Below are 15,732 nucleotides of genomic sequence, written 5' to 3'. Positions count from 1 at the left end.
CACCCCGCCAAAGGAGCCGCGCCATGCTGATAGTCGCCGATGAAAATATTCCCCTGCTCGATGCATTCTTTGCCGGCTTCGGCGAAATTCGCCGGGTACCGGGGCGAGGCATCGATCGGGCGATGGTCGCCCAGGCCGACGTGTTGTTGGTGCGCTCCGTCAGTCAGGTCAATCGGGCGCTGCTGGAAGGCAGCAGTGTGCGCTTTGTCGGCACCTGCACCATCGGCACCGATCACCTGGACCTGGAGTACCTTGCGCAGGCCGGGATCCGCTGGGCCAGCGCGCCGGGCTGTAATGCCCGGGGTGTGGTGGATTATGTACTGGGCAGCCTGATGACCCTGGCCGAAATCGAAGGTGCGGATCTCGGCCAACGTACTTTTGGTGTCGTTGGCGCAGGTCAGGTAGGTGGGCGCTTGATCAACGTGCTCAAGGGGCTGGGCTGGGCGGTGAAGGTCTGCGATCCACCTCGCCAGGTCGCCGAAGGCGGAGACTATGTCAGCCTGGAGCAGATCATCGAACAGTGCGATGTGATCAGCCTGCACACGCCGCTGACTCGCGATGGGGAGCTGCCGACCTGGCATTTGTTCGACGAGCAACGCTTGAATCGCCTCCGGCCCGGCACTTGGCTGATCAACGCCGCACGGGGGCCTGTCATCGATAACGTTGCGCTACGCAATGTGTTGCTGGAGCGCGAGGACCTGCAAACGGTACTGGATGTCTGGGAGCAGGAGCCGACGGTGGATGTAGACCTGGCCGATTTATGCGTGATCGCTACGCCGCACATTGCCGGCTACAGCTTGGACGGTCGGCAACGCGGCACCGCGCAGATTTACGAAGCCTTGTGCGATTTCCTGCAACGACCGGCTCAAGTCAGCCTTGCCGACCTGCTGCCCAGGCCCTGGTTGGGCGGTGTAACCCTGGATGCCGCAACCGATCCTGCCTGGGCGCTGGCGGCGTTGTGTCGCAGCGTCTACGACCCACGTCGCGATGATGCGGATTTTCGTCGCAGTCTGGTGGGCACGGTCACTGAGCAACGTGCGGCCTTCGACGCTCTGCGCAAGCATTACCCGCCTCGTCGGGAGATCGACAGCCTGAAGGTGCGTATCGAAGGGCAGTCCCCGGCTCTGCAGCGGATCGTCACTGCGCTGGGCGCCATCGCTGTATAAGCTGCCTATCCGGCCACGCACAAAAAACCCGACATCAAGGTCGGGTTCAGTTGAAGACGGGCTGTATCACTTTTGTTCGGCAGGCTTGACCAGTCGTTTTTCCAGCTCGCTGCAAGCTTTCTGGATCATCGCTTCAGTGATCGGTACTTCGCGCCCTTGGGCATCGATGAACGAGCAGCCCAGGGACTGGTCTGGTTGCGTTCGGATCACTTGAATCTTGTCGTCGCTGCGGTGTTGCAAGGACATGGCCTGTCTCCTCATCAGGTTGTGTGCCTAGTTTAGTGTCGCCAGGTGACCGAGCCATGACACTCCTTGTAGGTCCATGGCGACACCATTACTCAAACAGAAACATCGTTGCGTTTCCACCCGGACTTTAGACCGATAACATCTAGCCATTCGTCGTTGTGGTCATATTTAACCTGACTCATTCCGATTCAACGTGGTTCCGCATTATCGGATATTCATTGATGCTTACTTCCCGACATCGTCGTGCCATTGGCTTGGCCAGTGGTTTTATCGCCCCCTACCGCAAGCAGGTCGCCGGCGCCTTGCTGGCCCTCATAGTCACGGCAGCCATCACATTGTCCATGGGCCAAGGGATCCGGTTGCTCGTGGACCAAGGCTTCATGACCCGATCTCCCCATTTGCTCAACCAGTCCATCGGGCTGTTCATGGTCCTGGTGGTCGGATTGGCAATCGGGACCTTTTCCCGTTTCTATCTGGTGTCGTGGATTGGCGAGCGGGTGGTGGCCGACATCCGCCGCCAGGTGTTCAACCATCTGGTGTATCTGCACCCGGGGTTCTACGAGAACAACCGCAGTTCGGAAATCCAGTCGCGGCTTACAGCCGATACCACGTTGCTGCAATCGGTGATCGGTTCTTCGCTGTCGCTGTTCTTGCGTAATGCCTTGATGGTGGTCGGCGGCATCGTGCTGCTGTTCATTACCAACCCCAAGCTCACCAGCATCGTGGTGATTGCGTTGCCGCTGGTGTTGGCGCCGATCCTGGTGTTCGGTCGGCGGGTACGCAGCTTGTCCCGCGAAAGTCAGGACCGCATCGCCGATGTCGGCAGTTATGTTTCCGAAACCCTGGGCCAGATAAAGACCGTGCAGGCCTACAATCATCAGGTCCAGGACGAGCGACGTTTCGCCCTCACCGTGGAGCAGGCCTTCAACACCGCGCGCAAGCGCATCGCCCAGCGGGCCTGGCTGATCACCCTGGTGATCGTGCTGGTGCTGGGGGCGGTGGGGGTGATGCTCTGGGTCGGTGGCATGGATGTGATCGCGGGGCGGATATCCGGCGGTGAGCTGGCGGCTTTCGTGTTCTACAGCCTGATCGTCGGCAGCGCCTTTGGCACCCTGAGCGAGGTAATCGGTGAGCTTCAACGGGCGGCTGGCGCGGCCGAGCGCATTGCCGAACTGCTGCGTTCGGAAAACATCATCCAGCCACCGATCTCTGGCCAGGTGAAGTTGCCTGCTCGGGTGCGGGGGGATCTGCGCCTTGAAGGCGTGCGTTTCTCCTATCCCTCCCGACCTGAAAGCTATGCCCTCGACGGCTTGGATCTGACTGTCCAGGCCGGCGAAACCCTCGCTTTGGTCGGCCCGTCCGGGGCAGGAAAATCGACGGTGTACGATTTGTTGCTGCGTTTCTACGATCCGGCGCAAGGGCAGATTTTCATAGATGAGGTACCGCTCACCCGGCTCGACCCGCTGGACCTGCGCCGGCACTTCGCCCTGGTTTCGCAAAGTCCCGCGCTGTTCTTCGGCACCGTCGAAGAAAACATCCGCTATGGCAATCCTGAAGCGACGTTGGAGCAAGTGCGCAACGCGGCGCGGATCGCCCATGCCCACGACTTCATCGAAAGGATGCCCGACGGCTATCAGACCCATCTGGGCGACGGTGGCCTGGGGCTGTCCGGCGGCCAGCGCCAGCGCCTTGCGATCGCACGGGCGTTGCTGGTAGACGCGCCAATCCTGCTGCTGGACGAAGCCACCAGCGCCCTCGATGCCCAAAGTGAACACTTGATCCAGCAAGCCCTGCCCAGCCTGATGAAGAACCGCACCACCCTGGTCATTGCCCACCGCCTGGCCACGGTGAAAAACGCCGACCGGATCGCGGTGATGGACCAGGGCAGGGTGGTTGCGGTGGGCACGCATCAGGAATTGGTTGTCAGCAATGCGTTGTATGCGCGGTTGGCGGCATTGCAATTCAATGCTGGTCGGGAGTCGGCAACTGACTGAGAACTGCTCTCGTAAGGTCCAGTAACCGACAAAAAATGCCCGTAGCTTTCGATACGGGCATTTTTTTGCTTTTGAGGAACAGCTTGCCGCTTGAAGCTCGACGCCTGCCGCTAACCCTCACTGATCATCAAAATACCGCTCATGCCAGTCAACCAGCGGCTGTGGTGAATTGAGTTTCTGGCCGTAGATCACCGAGTAGGACAGCACGTTCTGCACGTATTGGCGGGTTTCATCGAACGGGATGCTCTCGACCCAGACGTCGAAGCTCAGGTGATCGGCGCCACGCAGCCACTGGCGCACGCGCCCGGGGCCGGCATTGTAGGCGGCCGAAGCCAGTACACGGTTGCCGTTGAACTGACTGTGGACCTGGCTCAGGTAGGCCGCGCCGAGCTGGATATTCTTGTCCGGGTTCAATACCTGCTGTGGCGAGGCCAGGGGGATGCTGAACTTGCGCGCTGTTTCCTTGGCGGTGCCGGGCATCAATTGCATCAGGCCGGCGGCACCGACGCTGGAGCGGGCGTCATCCATGAAGGCGCTTTCCTGGCGGGTAATCGCGAAGACCCAGCTTGAATGCAAGCCACGGACCTTAGCCTCGCGCACGAGGGTATCGCGGTGGGCCATTGGGAACCGGATGTCCAGATCGTCCCAATACTTGGCCTGACTGATGGTGCGGATGGCCGGGAAATACCATTTGAGGTCATAGGCGAGCTTCGCCTGGGCGACCATTTCGTCGCGGTTGAAATGCCGACTGACGTGGTACCACTCCCGGCGCCCATCGACGATTTGCCCGCGGGCATGAAACTCCAGTGCCCGGCGTACCCCCGGGGTATTGCGTACTTTGTTGATCAGCGCCTGGCTCATGACCAGCGGCTTGTTGACAAGTGAGTAGGGCGCCTGGGAGCGGTCGGCGGCCAGGAAGCCATAGAAGTCCCGCTCCCGCGCCAGATGCTTGTAGAGATTCTGCACTTCCGGGTTTTGCGGTTGCGCCAGTTCCAGACTGCGTGCCTGCCAGTAACGCCAGCGGTTGGTGCTGGCCAGCGATTCGGGCAAGCGACGGGTCAATTCATAGGCCTCGTTCCAACGCCCCAGGCGCAGCAGCAGGCGTAAGCGCCATTCCGAGACGGTATCGTCGCGCAGCTCCGGATCATATTTGGTCATTACGTCCAGGGCACGGCTGTCGAAACGCTTGGCCAGGGTCAGGCCGATTTCCCGGGCAATGGCGACCTTTTCATCCCGGGAAAAATGCATGGTGCTGGCGTAGCCGTCCAGCAACGCCATGGCTTTGTCTGGATCCTGGCGGGCGAGGCGGCGAAGGCCGAGGCTGACGATATCGGACATCGGCTCGTCGGCCGGGCTGAAGCGCGATGGCTGGTTGAGCAGCTCGGGTTTCTGCGCCACGTCCACCAGCAATTTGCCGCGGGAGGCGAGCGTGGTCAGACCGCTGACCAGGCTGTTGGCCAGCGGATAGTTGCGGGCCTGGGCGGCCAGCTTGGCCCGCTCCCAGCGTCTCTGTTCCGTCAACTGACCCTGTGAGGCCCACAGGCCGAATAGTGCATCGCACGCCTGGGGCTGGGATTTGCCGGTAAGCCAGAGTTTCTCGGTGTTGGCGTAGCCTTCGGCTTTCAGGCCATGGGTGAGCTGGTACTGAGCATTGAGGCAATCCAGCTCGGTGAAGTTGAGCTTGGGATCGTAGTATTTGACGAAGGTCTGCCAGTCACCGCGTTCGCTCAGCCAACGCAACCAGCGCAACTTCATCCAGTTGGCCTGGGGCAGGTCACCGTGTTCGGCGAGGAATTTCTCGATTTCGGCGTTGCTGGCGCTCTTGAGGCGTGCGGTCAGTTCGTCATAGGCCAGGTACGGTTCCAGCGGATAATCGCGCAGAGCCTGGCTGTAGCGAAAATACGGGCCGGAGTCGCCCTTGGCCAGGGCACGCTTGGCCTCATCGTAATACTGGCGTTGAGTGGAGATATCCACCGCCTGGGCGGTTTGGACGGCAGTGGCACACACGAAAAGACAAGACAAGACACTAAAAAGGCGACTGCGCATGATACGTCCGGGCAGAAAAAACATGACAAGCCCAAGGAAAAACCCAGGGTAACTGTCTGTAGCTTAGCCTTTTGCCAGCAGGCGGCGAAAGCTTTGCAAGGTTGTCGACGCAAGTTCACGGTATTTGTTGTGCAGAACATGTAAAGAGCCTTTGGGTGACGAAATTGGCGGCCCTGCGAGGTCCCATCTCAGGTAGAATGCGCGCCCGGTTTTTGGAGAAGCTCATGACCCTGCTCAAATTCAGCGATGTGTCCCTTGCGTTCGGCGCCATGCCGTTGTTGGACAAGGTGTCCTGGCAGATCGCCCGTGGCGAGCGGGTGTGCATCATCGGCCGCAACGGCACCGGCAAGTCCAGCATGATGAAGCTGGTCAAGGGCGACCAGAAGCCCGACGACGGCTCGGTCTGGCGTGCACCGGGCCTGAAGATCGGCGAATTGCCCCAGGAACTGCCGGTGGCCGACGAGCGGACGGTGTTCGATGTGGTCGCCGAGGGCCTGGATGGCGTCGGCGCGTTGTTGGCTGAATATCATCATCTGAGCCAGAACATCGTTACCGATGCCGACCTGGAAAAACTGATGCATGTGCAGCATGACCTGGAGGCCCGCGATGGCTGGCGCCTGCAGCAACTGGTGGACAGCACCCTGAGTCGCCTGCAATTGCCGGCCGACAAGACCCTCGCCGACTTGTCCGGTGGCTGGCGGCGCCGTGTCCTGCTGGCCCAGGCCCTGGTGTCCGAGCCAGACCTGCTGCTGCTCGACGAACCGACCAACCACTTGGACATCGGCGCCATCGCCTGGCTTGAAGAAGCCTTGAAGGACTTCCAGGGGGCCGTGCTGTTCATTACCCACGACCGCTCGTTCCTGCAAAACCTCGCGACCCGGATCCTGGAGCTGGACCGTGGTGGCCTGATCGACTGGAACGGCGACTACGCCAGTTTCCTGGTGCACAAGGAAGCAGCGCTGGCGGCGGAAGAAACCGCCAATGCCCTGTTCGACAAGCGCCTGGCCCAGGAAGAAGTCTGGATCCGCCAGGGAATCAAAGCCCGTCGTACCCGTAACGAAGGCCGCGTACGCGCCCTCAAGGCCTTGCGTGTCGAGCGCAGCGAGCGTCGCGAGCGTACCGGCAAGGCCAACATCCAGCTGGAAACCGCGGAAAAATCCGGAAAGCAGGTGATGGTGCTGGAAAACGTCAGCTTCGCTCATCCGGATGGCCCGTTCCTGATCAAGGATTTTTCCATGGTCCTGCAGCGGGGCGACCGCATCGGCTTGCTGGGGGCAAACGGTACGGGCAAGACCACATTGCTCAAGCTGATGCTGGGCGGCTTGACGCCGACCAGTGGCAAGGTGGAGGAAGGGACGAAAATCGATGTCGCCTACTTCGACCAGTTGCGCCATCAACTGGATCTGGAAAAGACTGTGATCGATAACGTCGCCGAAGGTCGTGATTTTATCGAGATCGACGGTCAGAGCCGTCATGTGTTGAGTTACCTGGGCGATTTCCTGTTCAGCCCCCAGCGTGCCCGGACCCCGGTCAAGGCCTTGTCTGGCGGCGAGCGTGCCCGCCTGTTGCTGGCGAAACTGTTCAGCAAGCCGGCGAACCTGCTGGTACTCGACGAGCCAACCAACGACCTGGACGTAGAAACCCTCGAGTTGCTGGAAGAGGTCCTGCTGACGTTCAGCGGCACCGTGCTGATGGTCAGCCACGACCGGGCTTTCCTCGACAACGTAGTCACCAGCACGCTGGTGTTCGAAGGTGAGGGGCGTGTACGCGAATACGTCGGTGGGTATCAGGACTGGTTGCGCCAGGGCGGTTCACCGCGTCTGCTGGGCGTGACCGAGAGCAAGTCCGGCAAAGCCGACCTGAACTCGGCCGTGGTCAAGGCCGAGCCCGCTCCGGTTGTCGCGGCAGCGGCTCCCGCACCGGCCAAGAAGAAACTGAGCTACAAGTTGCAGCGCGAGCTGGAAGCCCTGCCAGGCGATATCGATGCCAAGGAAGCGCAAATCGCTGCGGTGGAGGCCGAAATGGCCGAGGCCGGCTTCTACCAGCGTCCTCCTGCCGAAACCGCCAGGGTGATCGCCCATCTGGAGCAGTTGCAGGCGGAGCTGGATGCCCTGGTCGAGCGCTGGGCTGAGCTGGACGCTTGATCCTTCGCGCCAGGATGTTCTGAAACGTAATCTCCTGTGGGAGCGGGCTTGCTCGCGAATGCAGTGCGTCAGTCAATAGTTGTGTAACTGATACACCGCATTCGCGAGCAAGCCCGCTAGCACAAGTTTTTTATGCGCGTTTGACCAGGTGGACCGCCAGCACGTCGCAAGGCGCGCCATGCAGCACGTCATTGGCAGTGGAGCCCAACAGCAGCGCCAGGCCGTGGCGGCCATGGCTGCCGACGACGATCAGGTCGCAACCCTGTTCCTTGGCCAGGTGATGAATTTCCTGGCGCGGCTGGCCGTAGGTCAGGTGGCTGTTTTCACGTTTCAGGTCAGGGTATTTCACGATCAGGCGGTCAAGACGCTCCTTGGCTTGGTCGAACTGTTGCTGCTGCAGCTGGGAAAGGTCCATTGGCACATCACCGCCAAACGCCATGGCCATCGGCTCGACGATATGCACCAGCGACAGCTTGGTGTTTCGACCGTCGCACAGGGCGCGAGCGCGTTTGATGACGGGATCGCATTCTTCAGTGAGGTCGACGGCGACCAGGATGTGTACGTAGTACATGAAAAGCACTCCAGAGAATTGCGATACGGTTAAGTATGGCTGGTTTCAAGCGCATTGACGGCGACATGGGTCAATGGCCCATCAGAATTCGGGAGTACAGATATGACGGTCTGGATAGTGGTGTCAATCATTCTGGTGGTGTTGAGCCCATTGGCATGGTTGCGCCCGTCCCGTGTACAAAATGGTCGCATGGCCTTGCGCATGGAGGCGCGTCGCCTTGGCCTGGCCATGCAATTGGCTCCACAGCAATGGCCGCACTGGCTCGATCCGCAACCGCCGAACCCCTGTGCGCAGTACTATCGGCCCAGGCGTGGCAAGCAACCGGACACCTGGAGTTACTGGCAAAGCGCACCGGGGGTCTGGGTCAACCAATGGCGGGAAGCCTGCCAGGATGAGTCGCTGCTCGTTCATCTGAGCAAGTTGCCGGCCAACGTCTACAAAATCGAGGCTGACGGGCAGATGATTGCCTTGTTCTGGGGTGAAAAAGGCGAAGCCACTGTATTGCAGGACATTTCCGACGTGCTCAAGGCTTGCGCCTGAACCCTGATCCGAACCATAAAAAAGCCCGACAGTCTCATCGGGCGGGTTGGCCAGGCAGGCCGGTAACCAAGGGCTATTTGGGCGTTCGTTCGTAACGCCTTTCTCGAAGATTTTTCAAAAGCACTGTCGCCAGCATAGCCGGTTGAATTCATTGCGCCCGGAATTAGGGCGACTTTTCTAATTATTGATCTTATGAATGGCCTTTCATGCGGCGCCGTGTTGCGGATCCGTGCGGTACGGAAATGACCGTAAAGTCGCGCTCAAGGCCTTGTTTAGGGCGATTGACAATTGTCGGAATTTCCGTGAAGGTGACGTACCCAAATCAAACGGGCGTATGAATTGAGCGTTTGTATTTTCCGAACGGTCCTACAGAAACCCGACTATCGCGTTGACGGGTGTGCCTGGCGGATTGGCGTAGCATCGACGGTAAACGTCAATGCCGAACCAGTGGTCAGCGTCCAACGTGTACTGTTCAGCTTCCATATCGTGGAGATCAGTTGATGATTTACGAAGGTAAAGCCATCACGGTTAAGGCTCTTGAAAGCGGCATCGTCGAACTGAAATTCGACCTCAAGGGTGAGTCCGTCAACAAGTTCAACCGTCTAACCCTGAATGAATTGCGTCAGGCCGTGGACACTATCAAGGCAGATGCTTCGATCAAAGGTGTGATCGTCAGCAGTGGCAAGGACGTGTTCATCGTCGGCGCCGACATCACCGAGTTCGTCGACAACTTCAAGCTGCCCGATGCCGAACTGATCGCTGGCAACCTCGAAGCCAACCGTATCTTCAGCGACTTCGAAGACCTCAACGTTCCGACCGTGGCGGCCATCAACGGTATCGCCCTGGGGGGCGGGCTGGAAATGTGCCTGGCGGCGGATTATCGCGTCATGTCGACGTCGGCCAAGATTGGTCTGCCCGAAGTCAAATTGGGGATCTACCCCGGCTTCGGCGGCACCGTGCGCCTGCCACGCCTGATTGGTGTCGACAATGCCATTGAGTGGATTGCCGCCGGCAAGGAAAACCGTGCCGAAGACGCGTTCAAAGTGGGTGCCGTGGATGCCGTGGTCGAGCCTGGCAAACTCCAGGACGCCGCCCTCGAACTGATCAAGCGTGCCATCAGCGGTGAGTTCGATCACAAGGCCAAGCGCCAGCCAAAACTGGAAAAGCTCAAGCTCAACGCCATCGAACAGATGATGGCCTTCGAAACCGCCAAAGGTTTCGTGGCCGGTCAGGCGGGCCCGAACTACCCGGCGCCGGTCGAAGCGATCAAGACTATCCAGAAAGCCGCGAACTTTGGTCGCGACAAGGCCCTGGAAGCCGAGGCCGCCGGCTTCGTCAAGTTGGCCAAGACCTCTGCGGCACAAAGCCTGATCGGTCTGTTCCTCAATGACCAGGAACTGAAGAAAAAGGCCAAGGCCTACGACGAAATCGCCCGTGACGTGAAGCAGGCCGCCGTGTTGGGCGCGGGCATCATGGGCGGTGGTATCGCTTATCAGTCGGCGTCCAAAGGCACGCCGATTCTGATGAAAGACATCAATGAACACGGTATCGAGCAGGGGCTGGCCGAAGCCGCCAAGCTGCTGGTGGGCCGCGTCGAGAAAGGTCGCATGACCGCGGCGAAGATGGCCGAAGTGCTCAACGGCATTCGCCCGACCCTGTCCTATGGCGACTTTGGCCATGTCGACCTGGTGGTCGAAGCGGTCGTCGAGAATCCGAAGGTCAAGCAGGCGGTATTGGCTGAAGTCGAAGACAAGGTGAAGGAAGACACCATCCTGGCCTCCAACACCTCGACCATTTCCATTTCGCTGCTGGCCAAGGCCCTCAAGCGTCCGGAAAACTTCGTCGGCATGCACTTCTTCAACCCCGTGCACATGATGCCGCTGGTGGAAGTGATCCGTGGAGAGAAGTCCAGCGAACAGGCCATCGCTACCACCGTGGCCTACGCCAAGAAAATGGGCAAGAACCCGATCGTCGTCAACGATTGCCCGGGCTTTTTGGTCAATCGCGTGCTGTTCCCGTACTTCGGCGGTTTCGCCAAGTTGGTCAGCGCTGGCGTTGACTTCGTGCGTATCGACAAGATCATGGAAAAATTCGGTTGGCCGATGGGGCCGGCCTACCTGATGGACGTGGTCGGTATCGACACCGGTCACCATGGTCGCGATGTCATGGCCGAAGGTTTCCCGGACCGCATGAAGGACGACCGTCGCTCGGCCGTCGACGTGCTCTACGAAGCCAAGCGCCTGGGCCAGAAGAACGGCAAGGGCTTCTACGCCTACGAAACCGATAAGCGCGGCAAGCAGAAGAAAGTGGCCGACCCGTCGGTACTGGAAGTGCTCAAGCCGATCGTCTACGAGCAGCGCGAAGTTACCGACGAGGACATCATCAACTGGATGATGATCCCGTTGTGCCTGGAAACCGTGCGTTGCCTGGAAGACGGCATTGTCGAAACCGCCGCTGAAGCGGACATGGGTCTGGTCTACGGTATCGGTTTCCCTCCATTCCGTGGCGGTGCGCTGCGCTACATCGATTCGATCGGTGTTGCCCAGTTCGTTGCCCTGGCTGACCAGTACGCTGATCTGGGCGCGCTGTACCACCCCACCGAGAAGCTGCGTGAAATGGCCAAGAACGGCCAGAGCTTCTTCGGTTAAGCGCCCAACGACTAGAGCGAGAGAACATTTATGAGCTTGAATCCTAGAGACGTCGTGATCGTCGACTTCGGTCGTACGCCGATGGGCCGCTCCAAGGGCGGCATGCACCGCAACACCCGCGCCGAAGACATGTCGGCGCACCTGATCAGCAAGCTGCTGGAGCGCAACGTCAAGGTCGATCCGAATGAAGTCGAGGACGTGATCTGGGGCTGTGTCAACCAGACCCTGGAGCAGGGCTGGAACATTGCCCGCATGGCCTCGCTGATGACCCAGATTCCCCACACGTCGGCCGGCCAGACCGTCAGCCGCCTGTGCGGTTCGTCGATGAGCGCGCTGCACACCGCCGCCCAGGCAATCATGACCGGCAACGGCGACGTTTTCGTCGTCGGCGGCGTAGAGCACATGGGCCACGTGAGCATGATGCACGGTGTCGATCCGAACCCGCACATGTCTCTGTATGCGGCGAAAGCATCCGGCATGATGGGCCTCACCGCGGAAATGCTGGGCAAGATGCACGGCATCACCCGTGAGCAGCAGGACGCCTTTGGGGTGCGTTCCCACCAGCTCGCCCACAAGGCGACGGTGGAAGGCAAATTCAAGGACGAGATCATCCCGATGCAGGGTTACGACGAGAACGGCTTCCTGAAGCTGTTCGACTATGACGAAACCATCCGACCGGAAACCACCCTCGAAAGCCTGGCGACCCTCAAGCCGGCCTTCAACCCCAAAGGTGGTACCGTGACGGCCGGTACTTCGTCGCAGATCACCGACGGTGCTTCGTGCATGATCGTGATGTCGGCCCAGCGTGCCCAGGACCTGGGTATCCAGCCGATGGCGGTGATCCGGTCGATGGCGGTGGCGGGTGTGGACCCGGCGATCATGGGCTATGGTCCAGTACCGGCCACGCAAAAAGCCTTGAAGCGTGCCGGCCTGAGCATGGCCGATATCGACTTCATCGAGCTCAACGAAGCGTTCGCTGCACAGGCCCTGCCCGTGCTGAAAGATTTGAAAGTGCTCGACAAGATGGACGAGAAGGTTAACCTTCACGGCGGCGCGATCGCCCTGGGTCACCCGTTCGGTTGTTCCGGTGCGCGTATCTCCGGTACGTTGCTGAACGTCATGAAACAGAACGGCGGCACTTTCGGGGTGTCCACCATGTGCATTGGTCTCGGCCAAGGCATCGCCACTGTCTTCGAACGCGTCTAAGCGTTGCGGTGATGGAAGCCGGGGCCGAGTGCCCCGGTTTTTGTTTTTGTGGATTTATTTTGTTTTTATTTTGAAACGACTTGAGTGAGGGCCGAAGCATGCCGATACAACCAGGGCTCTACCAGCATTACAAAGGTCCGCAGTACCGCGTGTTCAGCATTGCGCGGCATTCCGAGACCGAGGAAGAAGTGGTCTTTTACCAGGCCCTGTATGGCGATTACGGCTTTTGGGTGCGCCCCTTGAGCATGTTTCAGGAGTCCGTCGAGGTTGACGGCGAACGGGTGCCGCGCTTTGCTTTGGTCCAGGCCGAGGAGAGCATTTTTTCAAAGCCATGAGGCCTGTATGCAGGAAACCCTGCGCTTGACCTCACCTTGCAGCCACTATATATAGCGGTGCCGCGTCAGGCGCCTACCGCCTTTCACTTTTTAGAATTCAGGAATTTTCCGATCCATGGGCAAATCGCTGGTCATTGTGGAATCCCCGGCTAAGGCCAAGACCATCAACAAGTATCTGGGCAACCAATACGTGGTGAAGTCGAGTATCGGCCATATCCGAGACCTGCCCACCAGCGGTTCGGCCAGCGCCAGCAAGGAGCCGGCCGCCAAGCGCGGCAAGACGGCTGGTGAAGCGCCGGCATTGTCGCCGAAAGAAAAGGCGCGCAAGCAGCTGGTCTCACGCATGGGCGTGGATCCGGAACACGGTTGGAAAGCCAAGTACGAGATCCTTCCGGGCAAGGAAAAGGTTATCGAAGAACTGCGTCGGCTCGCCAAGGACGCCGACACCATCTATCTCGCAACGGACTTGGACCGCGAAGGGGAAGCCATTGCCTGGCACCTGCGCGAAGCCATCGGTGGCGATGACAGCCGCTACAAGCGCGTGGTGTTCAACGAAATCACCAAGAAGGCCATCCAGGAAGCGTTCTCCGAGCCGGGCGAGCTGGACATCGCTCGTGTCAACGCTCAGCAGGCGCGTCGCTTTCTCGACCGCGTGGTGGGTTACATGGTCTCGCCTCTGCTGTGGGCAAAAATCGCCCGTGGCCTGTCGGCCGGTCGTGTGCAGTCGGTTGCGGTGAAGCTGGTGGTGGAGCGCGAGCGCGAGATCCGGGCGTTCATCCCCGAAGAGTACTGGGAAGTCCATGCGGACCTTGGCACTGCCAAGGGGGCGACCGTGCGTTTCGAAGTGGCTCGCGAAAAGGGCGAAGCCTTCAAGCCGCTCAACGAAGCCCAGGCCATGGCCGCACTGGAGAAGCTCAAGGCTTCTTCCTACAGCATCGTCAAGCGTGAAGACAAACCGACCAGCAGCAAGCCTTCGGCCCCGTTCATTACGTCCACGCTGCAACAAGCCGCGAGCAACCGCCTGGGCTTCGGCGTGAAGAAAACCATGATGATGGCCCAGCGTCTGTACGAAGCGGGCTACATCACTTACATGCGTACCGACTCGACCAACCTGTCGGCCGATGCCGTGGCGATGGCGCGCACTTACATCGAAAGCGAGTTCGGCAAGAAGTACCTGCCGGACACGCCAAATGTCTACAGCAGCAAGGAAGGCGCGCAAGAGGCTCACGAAGCGATTCGTCCGTCCGATGCCAACACCGAGCCGAGCAAGTTGTCGGGCATGGAGCGTGATGCGGAGCGTCTCTATGAGCTGATCTGGCGCCAGTTCCTGGCCTGCCAGATGCTGCCGGCGCAATATCTGTCGACTACCGTCAGTGTGGGGGCCGGTGACTTCGAGCTGCGCGCCAAGGGCCGCATCCTCAAGTTCGACGGCTACACTCGCGTCATGCCGCAAATTACCAAGCCAGGGGATGACGATGTCTTGCCGGACATGGCCCAGGGCGATGTGCTTAAGCTCATCAAACTCGATCCGACGCAGCACTTCACCAAGCCGCCGGCCCGTTACTCGGAAGCCAGTCTGGTCAAGGAAATGGAAAAGCGCGGTATCGGTCGCCCTTCGACTTACGCGGCGATCATTTCCACCATCCAGGATCGCGGCTACGTGGCGTTGCACAACCGTCGGTTCTATTCGGAAAAAATGGGCGACATCGTGACCGAGCGTCTGTCCGAAAGCTTCTCGAACCTGATGGACTACGGCTTTACCGCCGGTATGGAAGAGAATCTCGACGATGTGGCCCAGGGCGAGCGGGACTGGAAGAGCGTGCTCGACGAGTTTTACGGCGACTTCAAGAAAAAGCTCGAGGTGGCTGAAAGCGCTGACAATGGCATGCGGGCCAACCAGCCGGTCATGACCGACATTCCGTGTCAGACCTGCGGCCGTCCAATGCAGATCCGCACGGCATCGACCGGTGTTTTCCTTGGCTGCTCGGGCTATAGCCTGCCGCCCAAGGAGCGCTGCAAGGCGACGGTCAACCTGGTGCCGGGCGATGAAATCGCGGCGGACGACGAGGGCGAGTCGGAGTCTCTGGTGCTGCGCGGCAAGCATCGCTGCCCGATCTGCAGCACTGCGATGGATGCCTATCTGCTGGACGAAAAGCGCAAGCTGCATATCTGCGGTAACAACCCGGATTGCGCGGGGTATGAGATTGAGGAGGGCACTTATCGCATCAAAGGTTATGAGGGCCCGAGCCTGGAATGCGATAAGTGCGGTAGCGAGATGCAGCTCAAGACCGGCCGTTTCGGCAAGTTCTTCGGTTGCACCAACCCGACCTGCAAGAATACCCGCAAGCTGCTCAGGAGCGGCGATGCCGCACCACCGAAAATGGATCCGGTGAAGATGCCGGAGCTCAAGTGCGAGAAGGTCAACGACACCTATATCCTGCGTGACGGTGCATCTGGCCTGTTCCTGGCGGCCAGCCAATTCCCGAAGAATCGCGAAACCCGCGCGCCCCTGGTGATGGAACTGCTGCCTCACAAGGACGAGATCGATCCGAAGTACCATTTCCTCTGCGAAGCGCCGCAGAAGGATCCGGATGGGCGTCCGGCGGTGATTCGCTACAGCCGCAAGACCAAGGAGCAATACGTGCAGACCGAAGTCGATGGCAAGCCTACCGGTTGGAAGGCGTACTACGATGGCGGTAAATGGACGGTGGAAGACAAGCGTTGATCGAGGGTGGCAGGGCTTGTTCAGCGCCTGTCAGCCAGACTAAAGAACTGTGGGAGCGAGCCTGTTCGCGAAGCGGTGGGTCAGTCAACCTCAATGCTGACTGTTTGCACC

General features: G+C 59.8%; 11 protein-coding genes. 8 read left to right on the top strand and 3 right to left on the bottom strand.

From position 1 onward, the window contains the following. Nucleotides 1-23 precede the first annotated feature (23 nt). Nucleotides 24-1,166: a 4-phosphoerythronate dehydrogenase PdxB gene (gene pdxB, locus LCU97_RS01130; RefSeq protein WP_232775368.1), complete on the top strand. Its 1,143-nt coding sequence runs from the start codon at nt 24-26 to the stop codon at nt 1,164-1,166. Nucleotides 1,167-1,232: 66 nt separating this feature from the next. On the opposite strand, the gene LCU97_RS01125 is transcribed toward pdxB, so the two are convergent. Continuing rightward, the gene (locus LCU97_RS01125) at nt 1,233-1,412 is read right to left on the bottom strand and encodes a PA1571 family protein (protein WP_232775367.1); all 180 of its coding nucleotides are present in this window, start codon (nt 1,410-1,412) and stop codon (nt 1,233-1,235) included. A 221-nt stretch (nt 1,413-1,633) separates the two neighbouring features. Here LCU97_RS01125 and LCU97_RS01120 point away from each other — a divergent pair, with 221 nt between their 5' ends. Further along, nucleotides 1,634-3,406, top strand: a complete 1,773-nt coding sequence (locus LCU97_RS01120) for an ABC transporter transmembrane domain-containing protein (RefSeq protein ID WP_053158717.1) — start codon at nt 1,634-1,636, stop codon at nt 3,404-3,406. A gap of 117 nt (nt 3,407-3,523) precedes the next feature. On the opposite strand, the gene LCU97_RS01115 is transcribed toward LCU97_RS01120, so the two are convergent. Then, nucleotides 3,524-5,452, bottom strand: a complete 1,929-nt coding sequence (locus tag LCU97_RS01115; RefSeq protein WP_053158714.1) for a transglycosylase SLT domain-containing protein — start codon at nt 5,450-5,452, stop codon at nt 3,524-3,526. Nucleotides 5,453-5,676: 224 nt separating this feature from the next. On the opposite strand from LCU97_RS01115, the gene LCU97_RS01110 reads away from it, so the two are divergent. Further along, nucleotides 5,677-7,596: an ATP-binding cassette domain-containing protein gene (locus tag LCU97_RS01110; RefSeq protein WP_053158711.1), complete on the top strand. Its 1,920-nt coding sequence runs from the start codon at nt 5,677-5,679 to the stop codon at nt 7,594-7,596. Nucleotides 7,597-7,726: 130 nt separating this feature from the next. On the opposite strand, the gene LCU97_RS01105 is transcribed toward LCU97_RS01110, so the two are convergent. After that, a complete protein-coding gene (locus LCU97_RS01105) occupies nt 7,727-8,167 on the bottom strand; it encodes a universal stress protein (RefSeq protein ID WP_232775366.1) in 441 nt (146 codons plus the stop codon). 102 nt (nt 8,168-8,269) lie between these two features. Here LCU97_RS01105 and LCU97_RS01100 point away from each other — a divergent pair, with 102 nt between their 5' ends. The 5 genes from LCU97_RS01100 (at nt 8,270) to topA (ending at nt 15,621) form a co-directional block, all read left to right on the top strand. Continuing rightward, nucleotides 8,270-8,707: a hypothetical protein gene (locus LCU97_RS01100; RefSeq protein WP_053158705.1), complete on the top strand. Its 438-nt coding sequence runs from the start codon at nt 8,270-8,272 to the stop codon at nt 8,705-8,707. Between the two features lie 500 nt (nt 8,708-9,207). Beyond that, a complete protein-coding gene (gene fadB, locus LCU97_RS01095) occupies nt 9,208-11,355 on the top strand; it encodes a fatty acid oxidation complex subunit alpha FadB (RefSeq protein WP_232775365.1) in 2,148 nt (715 codons plus the stop codon). A 30-nt stretch (nt 11,356-11,385) separates the two neighbouring features. Then, nucleotides 11,386-12,561 carry an acetyl-CoA C-acyltransferase FadA gene (gene fadA / locus LCU97_RS01090; RefSeq protein ID WP_053158700.1) on the top strand — a complete coding sequence of 392 codons (1,176 nt, stop codon included), beginning with the start codon at nt 11,386-11,388 and terminating at the stop codon, nt 12,559-12,561. 98 nt (nt 12,562-12,659) lie between these two features. Then, nucleotides 12,660-12,896 carry a DUF1653 domain-containing protein gene (locus LCU97_RS01085; protein WP_053158697.1) on the top strand — a complete coding sequence of 79 codons (237 nt, stop codon included), beginning with the start codon at nt 12,660-12,662 and terminating at the stop codon, nt 12,894-12,896. A gap of 115 nt (nt 12,897-13,011) precedes the next feature. Beyond that, nucleotides 13,012-15,621, top strand: a complete 2,610-nt coding sequence (gene topA / locus LCU97_RS01080; RefSeq protein WP_053158694.1) for a type I DNA topoisomerase — start codon at nt 13,012-13,014, stop codon at nt 15,619-15,621. Nucleotides 15,622-15,732 lie beyond the last annotated feature (111 nt).

Origin of the sequence: Pseudomonas uvaldensis (genome assembly GCF_021271205.1) — a bacterium.
GTDB classification, from domain to species: Bacteria; Pseudomonadota; Gammaproteobacteria; order Pseudomonadales; family Pseudomonadaceae; genus Aquipseudomonas; species Aquipseudomonas uvaldensis.
The sequence above is the reverse complement of the archived record's forward strand: the minus strand, read 5'-3'. Positions and strand labels throughout refer to the sequence as shown.

Excerpts from the sequence above, each read along its gene's own strand:
- pdxB (WP_232775368.1), top strand. The coding sequence starts at position 24 with ATGCTGATAGTCGCCGATGAAAATATTCCCCTGCTCGATGCATTCTTT.
- fadA (WP_053158700.1), top strand. The coding sequence starts at position 11,386 with ATGAGCTTGAATCCTAGAGACGTCGTGATCGTCGACTTCGGTCGTACG.
- LCU97_RS01100 (WP_053158705.1), top strand. The coding sequence starts at position 8,270 with ATGACGGTCTGGATAGTGGTGTCAATCATTCTGGTGGTGTTGAGCCCA.
- LCU97_RS01110 (WP_053158711.1), top strand. The coding sequence starts at position 5,677 with ATGACCCTGCTCAAATTCAGCGATGTGTCCCTTGCGTTCGGCGCCATG.
- LCU97_RS01105 (WP_232775366.1), bottom strand. The coding sequence starts at position 8,167 with ATGTACTACGTACACATCCTGGTCGCCGTCGACCTCACTGAAGAATGC.
- LCU97_RS01115 (WP_053158714.1), bottom strand. The coding sequence starts at position 5,452 with ATGCGCAGTCGCCTTTTTAGTGTCTTGTCTTGTCTTTTCGTGTGTGCC.
- LCU97_RS01125 (WP_232775367.1), bottom strand. The coding sequence starts at position 1,412 with ATGTCCTTGCAACACCGCAGCGACGACAAGATTCAAGTGATCCGAACG.
- fadB (WP_232775365.1), top strand. The coding sequence starts at position 9,208 with ATGATTTACGAAGGTAAAGCCATCACGGTTAAGGCTCTTGAAAGCGGC.
- LCU97_RS01120 (WP_053158717.1), top strand. The coding sequence starts at position 1,634 with ATGCTTACTTCCCGACATCGTCGTGCCATTGGCTTGGCCAGTGGTTTT.
- LCU97_RS01085 (WP_053158697.1), top strand. The coding sequence starts at position 12,660 with ATGCCGATACAACCAGGGCTCTACCAGCATTACAAAGGTCCGCAGTAC.
- topA (WP_053158694.1), top strand. The coding sequence starts at position 13,012 with ATGGGCAAATCGCTGGTCATTGTGGAATCCCCGGCTAAGGCCAAGACC.